Below are 12254 nucleotides of genomic sequence, written 5' to 3'. Positions count from 1 at the left end.
GATGAGGTAACGGGGACGACGCAACCGATCCGGGGCTAGGGTTCCCGAACCGGTGCAGCCGCCATGCGCGATGCGCACGGCGGCTGCGGTACGGTCATTTTCAGGGTTTCTTGTCGCCCGGACTGCGATAGTAATTGGGCGTGAATACCCACATGCCCTGATGTTGCTGCAGGTTCCTCATCCGCATGCGGAACTGCAGGCGCAGCCCCAGCAGGCGGAAGATCATTTCATCGCGGCGCGCCATCTGGCGCATGATGAAAATGACGATCGGCAGCAGCAGGATGCAGAACATGTCGACGTAGAACGTCAGGAGCAGGCAGGCGCCCGCTCCGAACGTAAAGGGGATGTACGGCACGCCCAGGAACATGGCCGGACGCGTACAACCCCTGAACAGCACGTTCTTATGCATAGTTCTGCAGGACGGCCATCACCATCGAGGTGGTGGTGTCGGAACCGACGTCTTCCGGAATGACCATCTTGGCCAGCTGGGCGGCGGCGCCGATCAGGAAGCCGCCGATCAGGACCGGGGCCACGTCCGACAGACGCTTGTGGGCGAAGGCGATGCCGTAGCCGGCGAAGATCACCGCGATGGTCACGATCGCGACCGAAGCGATGTTCAGCAGCGAGTTGAGGTTGTTCATGAAGTTGGACACGCGCGCCTTGGCGTCGGTCTGGGCGAAGCTGACTTCCGGCAGCATCAGCAGAGCGACGAACGCGGTGGCCATCAGGAACGCGGACAGGAAGTTCTTGACGTAGATGTTGGAGTTCATGAGATATCCCTTCTGTTCGTTGTGGGCGAAATCGAGATCGAGCTTGGAACGTAGGTGACGCGGTCGGTGGAGGAAAAACGGTACTGGCAGTGCGGGTTCGGTTCGATGCGGATTACGGACTGAACGGCGGAATCGACTGCAAGCGGATCGAAAATGAGGCAGGCGTGCTGAAGGCTTACCACTAGAAAACGAAGGCCTGGTCGCCTTGCGAAGGCGGCTGGGCGGGCGGCCGGGCCGGCGCGGCGGCGGCCGGGCGCGCCATCGACACGGTCACCGGCTGCTGCAACTGCGGCATGGCGGCCGCCGGCATGGGCTGGGCGGCGACGCGGGCCACGCCCATCGCCGCGGCGGACGCGGCGGCCTGGGTCGCGGCGGTATCGGGCTCGCGCACCTGCGCGGGACCGGCCGAATCCAGACGCGAAGTGCCGCTGCGGCGGGCCGGCGCGTAGGCGCTCGCGGCCGGCGCGGCCGCGACGCGGGCGGCGCCCGGCGCGGGGTTGTCGATCACCGCGATGGCGCCGCCGTCGGCCGTGGCGGCCTGGCCCTTGCGCATCGAGGCATAGATCTTCTGTACGTAGCCGTGGCGGAAACCGGTGACGAAGTTGCCCGAGTAGTAGCAGCTGAACGACTTGCCCCAGTCCTGCGAGCGCGTGTAGCACTCGGCCAGGATGCGCGAACCGGCCTGCAGGTTCGGGCAGACGTCGAAGGCTTTTTCGTAGGAATCCAGGCCGTACTTGCCGAGGTTGTAGCGATTGACCTGGGCGACGCCGAGGGAAAAGTTGTAGCCGCGACGCTCGAGCATGCGCACGGTCGCGACCGCCTCGGACAGGGTCTTGGGCTGGCGCACCAGGCGCCCGCCGACCACGCCGATGGCGTAAGGGTTGAAAGACGATTCCACGCGCACGACGTGGTGCATCACCTCGTGCGGAACCGCCAAGCCCGTGCAATTTGTAAGTTCTATCCCGGGCAACATTCCCTAGCTCCCCCCGTCCGCCAACCCTGGCGTCACTCCCCGTCCATTATTGAGATGGATAGCGACAGGGCTGCGAACCCAAATCGCCAACGCTATCATTCACATTTCAGCCAGCTTTGTCAACGTCGCCCTGCCCCATCGCCGTCAGTTCGCGGCGAGCTGGCGCTCCGGATTGAAGTCGATGCCGGTGATGTGGCGCTGCCCCGCATGGGCCTTGATGTGGACGACGATATCGATCGTCAGCATCAACAGGCGCTTGATCACCGCGAACTCCAACCCCGACCCCTCGTTCGACGCCTTCACCATCAGTGCCAGCTGGTCCCAGGTCTGCGCCGTGCTGCCAGCATGGCAGCTGGTGATGGAACCTGGATGACCGGATGCGCAGTTTCGAATGAAGTAGAACGATTCGTCGCCGCGCAACTCGGCCAGGATGATGCGGTCGGGCTTCATGCGCAGGCAGGCTTCCATGCAACTCTTCGCCGTCACGTTGCTCGTACTTTGTCCACCTTTCGAGTAGAGCAAGTGCACGACATTCGGCTGGGTGATGAAAAGCTCGCGCGCGTCCTCGATGGTGACCAGGCGCTCGTAGTCCGGGATGTGGCCGACCAGCGACTTCATGAAGGTCGTCTTGCCGCTGCCGGTGGCGCCGGCGACGACGATGTTCTTCTTGTACTGCACCGCTTTCTTGAAGAACTCGGCGTAGTTGCGCTGGCCGCGGATCTCCAGCAGCTCGCGGTCCTGGTCGCTGACCGACGCGGTGCTTTCCAGGATCTGCTGGAAGAAGCCGTCGTCCTGGTACTGCTGCAGCGTCTTGTTGTGCTTGGACGGCAGGCGGATCGTGATCGACACCTTGCCCGCGTCGCAGGCCGGCGGAATCACGAACTGGGCGCGCTGACCGGTCGGGAAGGTCAACGAGACCACCGGGTCGGCATCGGTGATGCGCTGGCCGGTGTTGCTCTCGTTGACCACCGCGGTGCAGAACTGCCGGGCCCGATCGAAGGTCAGGCTCGGCACCTCCAGGCGTTGCCAACCGGCGCGGGTTTCCAGGTACAGCTCGCCCGGGCGGTTGATGCAGATTTCCGTGACATCCGGCGAACTCATGTACTCCAGGATGCCGAGCACCTGGTACTGGTAGTCCAGGAAGTCGTTGGAAACCTGCGCGATCGGTGAATTATCCGAATCCATTGCCTGTGTTCGTTCTGCTGTGCGTCGCGCTGCGGATCAACGCAGGACCGAGGAGAAGTCCACGTCCTTGGCGACGTAGATGTTCACGACCGAGCCCTGGTTGATGGTGATCGTCGCCGGACGGTTCACGCTCTTGTCCAGCGCCTGGTTGGCGAGACGCTCCATGGCCTTGGCGGTGTTGCTCTCGTACGGCTGGGTGATCACGGTGCCGCCCGGGGTCGCGGTGGTGCTCTCCGGACCGTTCTTCGCGCCGGCGTACTTGAACGCGTCGCTGATCAGGCTGATCAGCAGCGCCGAGGCGATGCGGCTGCCCCAGTGCGCGTCGTACTGGCCGGGGATGCCGGCGCCGCCGAGGTTGTCCACGCCCGGGCTGGCCATGTTGACGTCCAGGCCGGTCGGGGTGGTGATGCGATCCCAGACCACCGCCACGCGCTTGATGTCGCCGTTGTTGTTCTGGTAGCGGCCGGAGACCTTCGAGCCCTTCGGCAGCAGCAGGCGGCGGCCGTTGACCGAATAGATCGGCTCGGTCACCACGCAGGAGGTGAAGCCCGGCACGTCGGTGATGATGCGGGTCTCCATCACGCAGCGGATGTAGGTGCCGCGCAGCAGCAGGGTGTCGGGGTTGTACAGCGGCTGGGCCGAGGTCGGCATTTCGCGCTCGGCGCGGGCCGGAGCCTGGCCGCCGTTCTGCTGCTGGGTCAGCGCCTGCAGGTACTGCTGGTCGGCGGCGGTCATGCCGTCGGACGACGTGTTGCCGTTGTTGGACCCGCCGTCGCCCGCCATGCGGCGCTCGACCAGGCTCGGGCCGCGATCGCGCATGTCGGCCTCGCCTTCGGCGCGCTGCTGTTGCTGCGGCTGCTGCGGGGCGACCGGGATCGGCTCGACCGGCACCGGCTCCTGCGGCAGCGGCGGCAACGGCGCCGGCGGCTGCTGGGTGGTGACCGGCGCGTCCGGCACGCTGATGACTTCCTCGTCGACCTTCTTCGGCTTGTCGTCGCTGCCGGTGGCGCTCTTGAGCAGGAAGAACGCGACCACCAGCAACAGCAGCACGATGCCGCCGAGGAACAGCAGCGCCTTGCGGTTCAGCCGCTGCACGTCGGTGCTCTTGAGCAGCGGCGCGTTGGCGTCGAGGTTCGGCGCGGCGGCTTCGCCGCCCTGCTGCTGGCCGTAATAGGGATTGGCGCCGGCGTAACCGTAGCTGCCGCCATCCTGCGGATTGCCGTTATCGGGCTGGCCTGGCTGATTGGGAGGCATGTTCTGGCTCATTTCTGCTTCTTCCTGCGCAGACCGACGACGTTGTTGCCGTGACGGATGATCAAATAGGGGTACGTGCCGTGCACGATGATGGTGTTGCCCTCGACCGTGGTGTTGACCACGAAGTCCTCGCTGCCTTCGCGCTCGCGCCCGAACACGGCGGGGAAGTTGCCGGTCGGCAGATCCTTCAGCGCGTTGATCTTGATGTAGGTGAACTGACCGTCGTCGTAGACGTTGGTCGGCACCAGCCAGGACTGCTTCTTGCGGCTGGAGAACTGGTAGTCGAAGTTGTACAGCCGGTTCTTGTCCAGCGTGGTGTTGAGCTCGGTCGCCGTCTGCTCGGTGCTTTCCTTGGCGGCGGAGAACTCGGTGCCGTTGGGATACACGAACTTGATCTTGTACTGCACGCCGGCCTGCTTGGCCTGCTCGAGCACGCGCCAGTCGGTCGCGACCACCTTCAGTTCCAGGATGTACGAGTGCGTCGTCGTCCGGATCATCATGTTGGTGTCGACGTCGACGTTCTTCGGCTTCAGATAGAAGATGTTGTCGCGGCGGCTGAGGTCCCAGCCGCTGCTGAAGCCGGTGCTGTAGTCGAGGATGTTCTCGCTCGGGCTCAACTCGATCTGGGTGGTGATGCCCAGGCCGGTGCGCACCTGGTAGATGCGATTGGCTTCGTATTCGTATTCCTGCACCACCTGCGCCGAGGCAGGCAGGGCCAGACCGGAGATCGCCAGCAGCAACAGGGCGATCAGGCTTTGTTTACGCAAGCAGTTCATCGGGTGCTGACTCCATTCGCAGTACCGGTCGGTGCAGGTGCAGGTGCCGCCGGCGCGCCGGCCGGATAGGCGGGATTCGGGACGCCGGGCTGCGGCGCGACGCCAGGCTGTTGCTGCTGCGGCGCCGTTCCCGGCTGCGGCGGCACGGTGCCGGGCGGATAGGCGGCCGGGGCCGGCGCCGGGACGGGCTGGCCGGTGGCCGGATCGATCACCATCGGCGCGGGCGCCGGAGCGGCGGCGGCGGGCGCGGCGCCCGCGTTGCTGGTCGCGCCAACCGGGTAATCCGGCGGCGGCGGCGGCGCCGGCGCGTAGTCGTTGTCGACGCGGTAGCCGCTGACCTGGAAGCCCAGCGGATTGAGGACGCGGCTGGCGTCGTCCATCTTCAGGTTGGACTTGTAGGTGTATTCGATGGCCGCGATCTTGCTGTCCATCAGCTGCTGGCCGCCGTTTTCCTTGTTGAACAGCGAGCGCTGGAAGCGCACGGTCGCGTTCTTGACCTTGGCGTTGGGCTCGCTGTGCAGCTGGATGCTGAGGATGCGCACGCGGATCGTCTTGGTCTTGCCGAACAAGGTGATCGGGTTCTGCGGATTGGTCTGCGAGTAGATCGACTCGTAGGCCTTGTTGACCCCTTCCGCGCCCATCGCGTGCACGGTCGCCCAGTCGCGGTCGCCGATCTGCGAATAGTCGTACGACTCGCGCGCCATCACGAAGTGCGAGAGGTTGCTCTTGTTGATGGCTTCGTTGGCCGTGATGCTGTTCTTGCTGAAGTCGTCGCGCAGGCGCGCGATGGTGGCCTGGCCGGTGTAGGCGTCGGCCATCACCAGGTAGGGCACCTTCTCTTTCAGCGGCAGGAAGTAGAAGTAACCGCCGGCGAGGATCAGCGCCATGACGATGGACGCGAAGGCGACCATCCACGCGCGTTTCTCGCTGCGGCGCGCGAGGTCGGCGACGGTGACCTCGTAGTTGACCGCCTTGGCGACCGCGTTCTCCATTTGCGGAGTAACGTTCTTGTTCTTTCCGAACATCTGTGCTGCATCCCCTGGGTTTGCGCTATGCGGGAGCCGGAGCGACGCTCCGTCTCCCGCCGTGGCCACGGTGCGCGGTTACGGCGAGGCCGGAGCCGGAGCGCCCGACGAGCGCACCACGATCTGCTCGCCTTCGCGGCTGATCGACACACCATGGCCCGAGTAGGCGCTGTTGAGCTGCGAAATCGCGTCCGGCAGGCTGGTGGTGTTGATCTGGGACACACCCTGGAACAGGGTGAAATCCGAATAGTGCTGGTAATCCAGCTTCAGATTCGCGTCCTTGGACCAGCGGGTGAGCATGTTCTTGAGCGTACCGTCCATCGGCGACGGGTAGTACACGTAGGACTTGTGCAGCGGAATCTCGTCCGGGACTTCCGCATAGCGGTTGACCGGCTTCCAGCGGCCGCCGAAGTCGGGCGCCGGACGAGTGGCGCAGCCCGCCAGGGCGACCGTCAAGGCGATCGCAGTCCACAGACGCGGGCTGGTTGCAATTGAATTTCTCACGCTATCCCCTGCCATAGGTTGATCTTGTACGCGCAGTCGTCCGGTCGGAGCCGCGCCGCTGGCCATTCGGCCATGCGCGCGTGGCACCCTCGTTGCGGTTAACGGAATTGCGGCGGCCAGGCCAAAGCCGACCAAACTGAGACATAGGACACACCCCGCAAACAAGGGCGCGCAAGTCCTGCCCCCTGATCGCAAGGCAGCGACTGCATGACCGCGCCGGACGCGCAGCTCATGTAGATCGTTCTGTCCATGAACTCCCCATAGAAACGAACGGCACTCTTCCGAACACCCCTAACGGCGCTCGTGCTCAAAGAGTAGACCGAAGCTGAAGCTTACGACAAGACCGGGTGAGATATCCATCTCAAGAATGCAATTAAAGTGAGACAAGGCGCTTGATTGCCGCATCCAGAGTGGCCTGGTTCTTGGCGAAGCACAGCCGGGCCAGACGCTGCCCGGCCGGCGGCGACTCGTAGAACGGCGACAACGGGATCGCCGCGACGCCCTTTTCCATCGTCAGCCAGCGGCAGAAGGCGGCATCGTCGAGGTCGCTGACCGCCGAGTAGTCCACCAACTGGAAGTAGCCGCCCGGCACGGGCAGCGGCTTGAGCCGGGTGGTCGACAGTTGCTCGCGGAAACCATCGCGCTTGTCCTGATAGAACGCGCCGAGCTGCCGGTAGTGCTCGGGCTCGTCGCGGATCATCTCGGCGAACGCCCACTGGGCCGGGGCGAAGCTGCAGAAGCTGTTGTACTGGTGGACTTTGCGCAATTCGGCCGACAGCGCCGGCGGCGCGATGCAGTAGCCGATCTTCCAGCCGGTGCAGTGGTAGGTCTTGCCGAAGCTCGACACCACGAAGGCGCGCTCGCGCAGCTGCGGATAGCGCAGCACCGATTCGTGGCGGCGGCCGTCGAACACGATGTGCTCGTAGACCTCGTCCGACAGCAGCCACACCCCGGTGGACTCGACGATTTCGCTGAGCCGGGCGATGTCGTCGGCGTCGAACATGGCGCCGGAGGGGTTGTGCGGCGAGTTGACCATCAGCAGGCGGGTGTTGGGGCCGATCGCCGCGCGCACCCGGTCCCAGTCGACCGCGAAGGTCGCCGGGTCCAGCGGTACGTGCACGGCGCGGCCGCCGGCCAGGTCGATCGCCGGCTCGTAGCTGTCGTAGCACGGGTCCAGCACCACCACTTCCTCGCCCGGGCGCACCACCGCCTGGACCGCGTCGAAGATCGCCTCGCTGGCGCCGGACACCACGGTGATCTCTGCGTCGGCGTCGGGGCGGTAGCCGTAGCAGGCTTCGGTCTTGTCGGCGATGGCCTGGCGCAGCGCCGGCACGCCGGTCATCGGCGCGTACTGGTTCTTGCCCTCGGCCATGGCCCGGGCCAGCGCGTCGACCAGGCGCTGCGGCACGTCGAAGTCGGGAAAGCCCTGGCCGAGATTGACCGCCTGGTGCTCGAGCGCGAGCTGCGACATCACGGTGAAGATGGTGGTGCCGACTTTCGGCAGCTTGGTGGCGAGCGTCATGGGCGCGACGTGGTGGCGTGGAAAGCGTCGAGTGTACGGAAACCGCGTTGCCGTCGGTGAGACTGGGTGAGGCGAAGGCGATGACGCGGCGGCATATGGCTATCGCCGCGCGCGACTGGACAGGTCTGTCGCCGAGGCCGCAGGCGCGCGGCGGCGCGAGCCGCGCCGGCGTCCGCCCGTCGGTTGGATTTGCGCGCCGCGCGGCGTCCCGCGACACTGCCGGCATGCGCGAATTGCAGGTCGTCAACGCCGCCGAACTGGCGCTCGCCTACGCCGCCGCCGAGTATGCGGTGGCGCTGGACGGCGACGCCCTGCCCTTGCGCGTGGGCCGCCCGGCGAACGACCTGGAGGCGTACTGGCCGGCCGCGCGCTACCTGTTCGTGAGCGCCTGGAACCCGGCGTCGCAGCCGCATTCGGACAGCGCCAACCAGGCCGCGGACGAGCGTCTGGTCGCGCGGATCCAGGCCGCCGGGGTGCAGCGCCATGCCGCCTGGGCCCAGGACAGCGCCGGCCAATGGCGCGAGCCGGGTTGGCTGCTGGCCGACCTCGACGACAGCGCCGCCGACGCCCTGGCCCGCGAGTTCGGCCAGGCCGGCGTGTTGGCCTGGCGCCGCGGCGAACCGGTGCGGCTGCGGATGCTGATCGCGCGGCCGCAGGACGCGGCGGCGAGCGAGCATACGGATTGGGTGGAAGGGTGATCGTTGCGGGCGGGGCGTTGGGTCGGGTTCCGGCAGTGCTGTGCCCTCGCCTCTGCGCTCTTCCCGGTTCCTGATCTCGCAGGTCCTTTCTCTGTAGGTCCTGCCTGTTCGGCCCCGCCTCTTCGGCCAGTCCTTTCGCTCCTGCTTGGCCGCTGGTACCTGGCCGCCCTCTCCAATCCCGTCATTCCGGCGAAAGCCGGAACCCCATGCTGACTTCGCCTCTGGCAACCAGCGCGGCGACGCGGGTACGGCCACGAGATCAAAATGGGTTCCGGCTTTCGCCGGAATGACGGATCGCAGGGCTCGGGCTTGGCCCCTGGTCCTTGAGCCGAGGACCCGGCCCTCGACGCGACGCCGCAACGAACCGCCGTCCACGAACCGTATCGATCGCCGGCCCCCGACCCGCCCGCCCCCGGCACTCACTGAACAGGACGACTCGCATAAACTCCCCGATCCGCGGCCGCCCGGCCGCACGGTATCCCTTCCTTCCGCCCGACCGCCCGGTGACCGCCCTGCCCTCCGCCGCCCCACCGTTGCTGTACGCCCGCGGCCTGCGCTTCGCCCGCAACGACGAACCCGTGTTCGGGCCGCTGGAGTTCGCGGTCGAGGCCGGCGAGGCCTTGCTGGTGCAGGGCGACAACGGCGCCGGCAAGACCACCTTATTAAGAGTGTTGGCCGGTCTGCTGCGTGCCGACCACGGCGAGGTGGCGCTGCAAGGGCAGCCGGCCGACCCGGCCCGGCGCGCCCGCGCGATCGCCTACCTGGGCCACCTGCCCGGCCTCAAGGCCGATCTGAGCGCGCTGGAGAACCTCGATTTCCTGTGCGGCCTGCACGGCCGCCGGCCGAGCCAGGACGCCGCCGGCGCGCTGGCGACCGTCGGCCTGGCCGGGTACGAGGACGCGCTCGCCCGCCAGCTCTCGGCCGGGCAGAAGAAACGCCTGTCGCTGGCGCGGCTGTGGATGTCGCCGGCGCCGCTGTGGCTGCTCGACGAGCCCTACGCCAACCTCGACCTGGAAGGCATCGAACTGGTCAACCGCATGGTCCAGGCGCACCTGCGCGAAGGCGGCGCGGCCCTGGTCACCACCCACGGCGCCTACGCCGCGCCGCCGGTGCGGACCCGCCTGCTGATCCTGGAGAAAGCCGCATGACGGCCCGGTCCCGATCCGCGATGGCGAACACCCGTGCGATTGCCGGCTCGCCCGCGGCGGCCGCAAACGGCCGCTCGCGCGCCGCGATACGCGCCGCCGCGGCCCGCCTACCCACCCGCGCTCGCCCGCGCGCGGCGGAGGCCCGCGCATGAGTCCGGCCACCGACGCCGTCCTCGCGCCCGGCCTGATCGGCTCGGCCCGCGCCCTGATCGCGCGCGACCTGCGCCTGCTCTGGCGCCGCCGCGGCGACGCGCTGCAGCCGGCGCTGTTCGCCCTGCTGACCGTGATGCTGTTCGCGCTGGCGCTGGGCGGCGAACGCGCGGCGCTGGCCAAGGTCGCCGCCGGGGTGCTGTGGCTGGCCTGCCTGCTGGCCGGGCTGCTGGCGCTGGACAGCCTGTTCCGCGGCGATGCCGAGGACGGCTCGCTGGAACAATGGATGCTGGCGCCGGTGCCGCTGGGCTGGTTGGTCGCGGTGCGCACGCTGGTGCACTGGGCCACCACCTCGCTGCCGCTGCTGCTCGCCGCGCCGGTGCTGGGCGAATTGCTGTACCTGCCGCGCGACCAATTGCCGGTGCTGCTGGCCTCGCTGGCGCTCGGCACGCCGGTGCTGAGCCTGCTCGGCGCGGTGGTCGCCGCGCTGACGGTCGGCATGCGGCGCTCTGGTATCCTCGTGGCCTTGCTGGCCTTGCCGCTGTACGTGCCGGTGCTGGTGTTCGGTGCCGGCAGCGTGGCGCGGGCGTCCCAGGGACTGGACCCGGTCGGCGGCTTGCTGCTGCTGGCCGCGATGCTGGCGGTGGCCCTGCTGCTGGCGCCGTTGGCGGCCGCTGCGGCAATCCGCATCGCGTTGAACTGACGGCGCGGCGGCATAGTCGGAACTCTCGTCCTTAGCCCGCGCGCCGCCCAGCGCGCCCAACCGTCCAGGCCGCCCCCGCGACCCAGACGCCAGACCGCGAACGAACCGCTGCATGAATCCGCTCGTCCTGTGGTTCCACAAACTCGGCTCGCCGCCCACCTTCGACCGCTTCGCCGCGCGCTGGGCGCGCTGGGGCTACGGATTGGGCCTGCTGGTCATGGCCTGGGGCATCTATAGCGCGCTGTTCGTGGCGCCGCCGCATCGCGAGCAGCTCGACGGCTTCCGCATCTTCTACATCCACGTGCCCAGCGCCTGGATGAGCCTGGCGGTGTTCGCGCTGATGGCGGTCTATGCGGCCATCGCCCTGGTCTGGCGGATCAAGCTGTGCGAGATCCTGGCCATGGCCTGCGCGCCGATCGGCGCCGGCTTCACCCTGATCACCCTGGCCACCGGCTCGATCTGGGGCAAGCCGATGTGGGGCACCTGGTGGGAATGGGACCCGCGCCTGACCACCGAACTGATCCTGCTGTTCCTGTACCTGGGCGTGATCGGCCTGTACCACGCCATCGACGACCGCCGCGCCGCGGCGCGCGCCGCCGGCCTGCTGGCCATCGTCGGCGTGGCCCTGCTGCCGGTGATCCGCTACTCGGTGGTGTGGTGGAACTCGCTGCACCAGGGCTCGACCATCAACATGTTCGGCCCGTCGCACATGGACCCGAGCATGGTGCCGCCGCTGATCTGGATGCTGATCGGCACCAAGCTGTGGTTCGTCGGCGCCCTGCTGGCGCGCGCGCGCGCCGACAACCTGCGCCGCGAATCGGGCAAGGCCTGGGTGACCGAGCTGGCGATGGGCAAACGCGCATGACCCACCTTCCCTACATCGTCGGCGCCTACGCCGTGTTCGCGGTCGTGCTGGGCTGGGACTACGTCTCCAGCGCGCTGCAGATCCGCCGCGAGCTGCGCATCGCCCGCCAGCGCGCCGCGCGCGCGGCCGCCCGTCCCGCGTCGCGCGACGCCTCCACCGAGTTGAGCCGATGAATCCGACCCGCCGCCGCCGTCTGTTGTGGGTGCTGGGCCTGGTCGCCGCCGCCGGCGCGGCCACCGCCCTGGTCGCCACCGCCCTGCAGCGCAACATCGCCTACCTCTACACGCCCAGCGAAGTGCTGCGCGGCGAGGCCGGCGGGCACGCCCGCTTCCGCCTCGGCGGCATGGTCGCCGCCGGCTCGTTCCAGCGCACGACCGGCTCGCTCGACGCCAGCTTCCGGGTCACCGACGGCGACGCGCAGATGCCGGTCAAGTACACCGGCATCCTGCCCGACCTGTTCCGCGAGAAGCAGGCGGTGGTCGCCACCGGCCGGATGCAGGGCGACACCTTCGTCGCCGAAGAAATCCTGGCCAAGCACGACGAGAGCTACATGCCCAAGGAAGTGGCCGACAAAATGGGCCAGGCGCACAAGAAGCACGACGTGGCGGCGCCCGGCGGCGCGGAGGCGGCGCGTTGATCGCGGCGGACGCAGCGCTGCATTCCCGCACCTGCCGCATGCGC

15 protein-coding genes are annotated in these 12254 nt (G+C 67.8%); 6 read left to right on the top strand and 9 right to left on the bottom strand.

Annotation, left to right across the window (positions count from 1 at the left end):
* Window positions 1-100: 100 nt before the first annotated feature.
* From JHW41_RS11405 to JHW41_RS11365, 9 genes are all read right to left on the bottom strand, one after another.
* Window positions 101-409, bottom strand: a complete 309-nt coding sequence (locus JHW41_RS11405) for a type IV secretion system protein VirB3 (protein WP_057947835.1) — start codon at window positions 407-409, stop codon at window positions 101-103.
* A complete protein-coding gene (locus JHW41_RS11400; RefSeq protein ID WP_057947836.1) occupies window positions 402-770 on the bottom strand; it encodes a TrbC/VirB2 family protein in 369 nt (122 codons plus the stop codon). The genes JHW41_RS11405 and JHW41_RS11400 overlap by 8 nt, the downstream gene beginning before the upstream one ends.
* 181 nt (window positions 771-951) lie before the next feature.
* Window positions 952-1731 (bottom strand): lytic transglycosylase domain-containing protein, encoded by a 780-nt coding sequence (locus tag JHW41_RS11395; protein ID WP_250450966.1) that lies wholly within the window; start codon window positions 1729-1731, stop codon window positions 952-954.
* 156 nt (window positions 1732-1887) lie between these two features.
* Complete coding sequence (gene virB11 / locus JHW41_RS11390; protein ID WP_057947838.1) at window positions 1888-2928, bottom strand: P-type DNA transfer ATPase VirB11; 1041 nt, start codon at window positions 2926-2928, stop codon at window positions 1888-1890.
* Window positions 2929-2964: 36 nt separating this feature from the next.
* Window positions 2965-4194 (bottom strand): TrbI/VirB10 family protein, encoded by a 1230-nt coding sequence (locus JHW41_RS11385; protein WP_250449959.1) that lies wholly within the window; start codon window positions 4192-4194, stop codon window positions 2965-2967.
* Window positions 4191-4958, bottom strand: coding sequence for a TrbG/VirB9 family P-type conjugative transfer protein (locus JHW41_RS11380; RefSeq protein ID WP_057947840.1), 768 nt, complete (start codon window positions 4956-4958; stop codon window positions 4191-4193). The genes JHW41_RS11385 and JHW41_RS11380 overlap by 4 nt, the downstream gene beginning before the upstream one ends.
* The gene (locus JHW41_RS11375) at window positions 4955-5983 is read right to left on the bottom strand and encodes a virB8 family protein (RefSeq protein WP_082644500.1); all 1029 of its coding nucleotides are present in this window, start codon (window positions 5981-5983) and stop codon (window positions 4955-4957) included. The genes JHW41_RS11380 and JHW41_RS11375 overlap by 4 nt, the downstream gene beginning before the upstream one ends.
* A 78-nt stretch (window positions 5984-6061) precedes the next feature.
* On the bottom strand, window positions 6062-6502 hold the full coding sequence (locus JHW41_RS11370; protein ID WP_231736084.1) for a hypothetical protein: 441 nt from the start codon (window positions 6500-6502) through the stop codon (window positions 6062-6064).
* Window positions 6503-6860: 358 nt separating this feature from the next.
* The gene (locus tag JHW41_RS11365) at window positions 6861-8009 is read right to left on the bottom strand and encodes a pyridoxal phosphate-dependent aminotransferase (protein ID WP_250449958.1); all 1149 of its coding nucleotides are present in this window, start codon (window positions 8007-8009) and stop codon (window positions 6861-6863) included.
* 224 nt (window positions 8010-8233) lie between these two features.
* On the opposite strand from JHW41_RS11365, the gene JHW41_RS11360 reads away from it, so the two are divergent.
* The 6 genes from JHW41_RS11360 (at window position 8234) to ccmE (ending at window position 12210) form a co-directional block, all read left to right on the top strand.
* Entirely contained in the window at window positions 8234-8707 is a 474-nt protein-coding gene (locus JHW41_RS11360; RefSeq protein WP_057947842.1) for a DUF3293 domain-containing protein, read from the top strand.
* Window positions 8708-9210: 503 nt separating this feature from the next.
* The gene (gene ccmA / locus JHW41_RS11355; RefSeq protein ID WP_250449957.1) at window positions 9211-9855 is read left to right on the top strand and encodes a heme ABC exporter ATP-binding protein CcmA; all 645 of its coding nucleotides are present in this window, start codon (window positions 9211-9213) and stop codon (window positions 9853-9855) included.
* 148 nt (window positions 9856-10003) lie between these two features.
* Window positions 10004-10708: a heme exporter protein CcmB gene (gene ccmB / locus JHW41_RS11350; protein ID WP_250449956.1), complete on the top strand. Its 705-nt coding sequence runs from the start codon at window positions 10004-10006 to the stop codon at window positions 10706-10708.
* A gap of 112 nt (window positions 10709-10820) precedes the next feature.
* Window positions 10821-11573, top strand: a complete 753-nt coding sequence (ccmC, locus tag JHW41_RS11345; RefSeq protein WP_250449955.1) for a heme ABC transporter permease CcmC — start codon at window positions 10821-10823, stop codon at window positions 11571-11573.
* Window positions 11570-11746, top strand: a complete 177-nt coding sequence (gene ccmD / locus JHW41_RS11340; protein ID WP_078996314.1) for a heme exporter protein CcmD — start codon at window positions 11570-11572, stop codon at window positions 11744-11746. Before ccmC ends, ccmD begins: the two co-directional genes overlap by 4 nt.
* Window positions 11743-12210, top strand: coding sequence for a cytochrome c maturation protein CcmE (gene ccmE, locus JHW41_RS11335; RefSeq protein WP_078996315.1), 468 nt, complete (start codon window positions 11743-11745; stop codon window positions 12208-12210). Before ccmD ends, ccmE begins: the two co-directional genes overlap by 4 nt.
* Window positions 12211-12254: the final 44 nt, after the last annotated feature.

The sequence above is a fragment of the Lysobacter enzymogenes genome (assembly GCF_023617245.1).
Lineage (GTDB): Bacteria > Pseudomonadota > Gammaproteobacteria > Xanthomonadales > Xanthomonadaceae > Lysobacter > Lysobacter yananisis.
The sequence above is the reverse complement of the archived record's forward strand: the minus strand, read 5'-3'. Positions and strand labels throughout refer to the sequence as shown.

Excerpts from the sequence above, each read along its gene's own strand:
- JHW41_RS11385 (WP_250449959.1), bottom strand. The coding sequence starts at position 4,194 with ATGAGCCAGAACATGCCTCCCAATCAGCCAGGCCAGCCCGATAACGGC.
- JHW41_RS11370 (WP_231736084.1), bottom strand. The coding sequence starts at position 6,502 with ATGGCAGGGGATAGCGTGAGAAATTCAATTGCAACCAGCCCGCGTCTG.
- virB11 (WP_057947838.1), bottom strand. The coding sequence starts at position 2,928 with ATGGATTCGGATAATTCACCGATCGCGCAGGTTTCCAACGACTTCCTG.
- ccmE (WP_078996315.1), top strand. The coding sequence starts at position 11,743 with ATGAATCCGACCCGCCGCCGCCGTCTGTTGTGGGTGCTGGGCCTGGTC.
- JHW41_RS11380 (WP_057947840.1), bottom strand. The coding sequence starts at position 4,958 with ATGAACTGCTTGCGTAAACAAAGCCTGATCGCCCTGTTGCTGCTGGCG.
- ccmD (WP_078996314.1), top strand. The coding sequence starts at position 11,570 with ATGACCCACCTTCCCTACATCGTCGGCGCCTACGCCGTGTTCGCGGTC.
- ccmC (WP_250449955.1), top strand. The coding sequence starts at position 10,821 with ATGAATCCGCTCGTCCTGTGGTTCCACAAACTCGGCTCGCCGCCCACC.
- JHW41_RS11400 (WP_057947836.1), bottom strand. The coding sequence starts at position 770 with ATGAACTCCAACATCTACGTCAAGAACTTCCTGTCCGCGTTCCTGATG.
- JHW41_RS11365 (WP_250449958.1), bottom strand. The coding sequence starts at position 8,009 with ATGACGCTCGCCACCAAGCTGCCGAAAGTCGGCACCACCATCTTCACC.
- JHW41_RS11405 (WP_057947835.1), bottom strand. The coding sequence starts at position 409 with ATGCATAAGAACGTGCTGTTCAGGGGTTGTACGCGTCCGGCCATGTTC.
- ccmB (WP_250449956.1), top strand. The coding sequence starts at position 10,004 with ATGAGTCCGGCCACCGACGCCGTCCTCGCGCCCGGCCTGATCGGCTCG.
- JHW41_RS11375 (WP_082644500.1), bottom strand. The coding sequence starts at position 5,983 with ATGTTCGGAAAGAACAAGAACGTTACTCCGCAAATGGAGAACGCGGTC.
- JHW41_RS11360 (WP_057947842.1), top strand. The coding sequence starts at position 8,234 with ATGCGCGAATTGCAGGTCGTCAACGCCGCCGAACTGGCGCTCGCCTAC.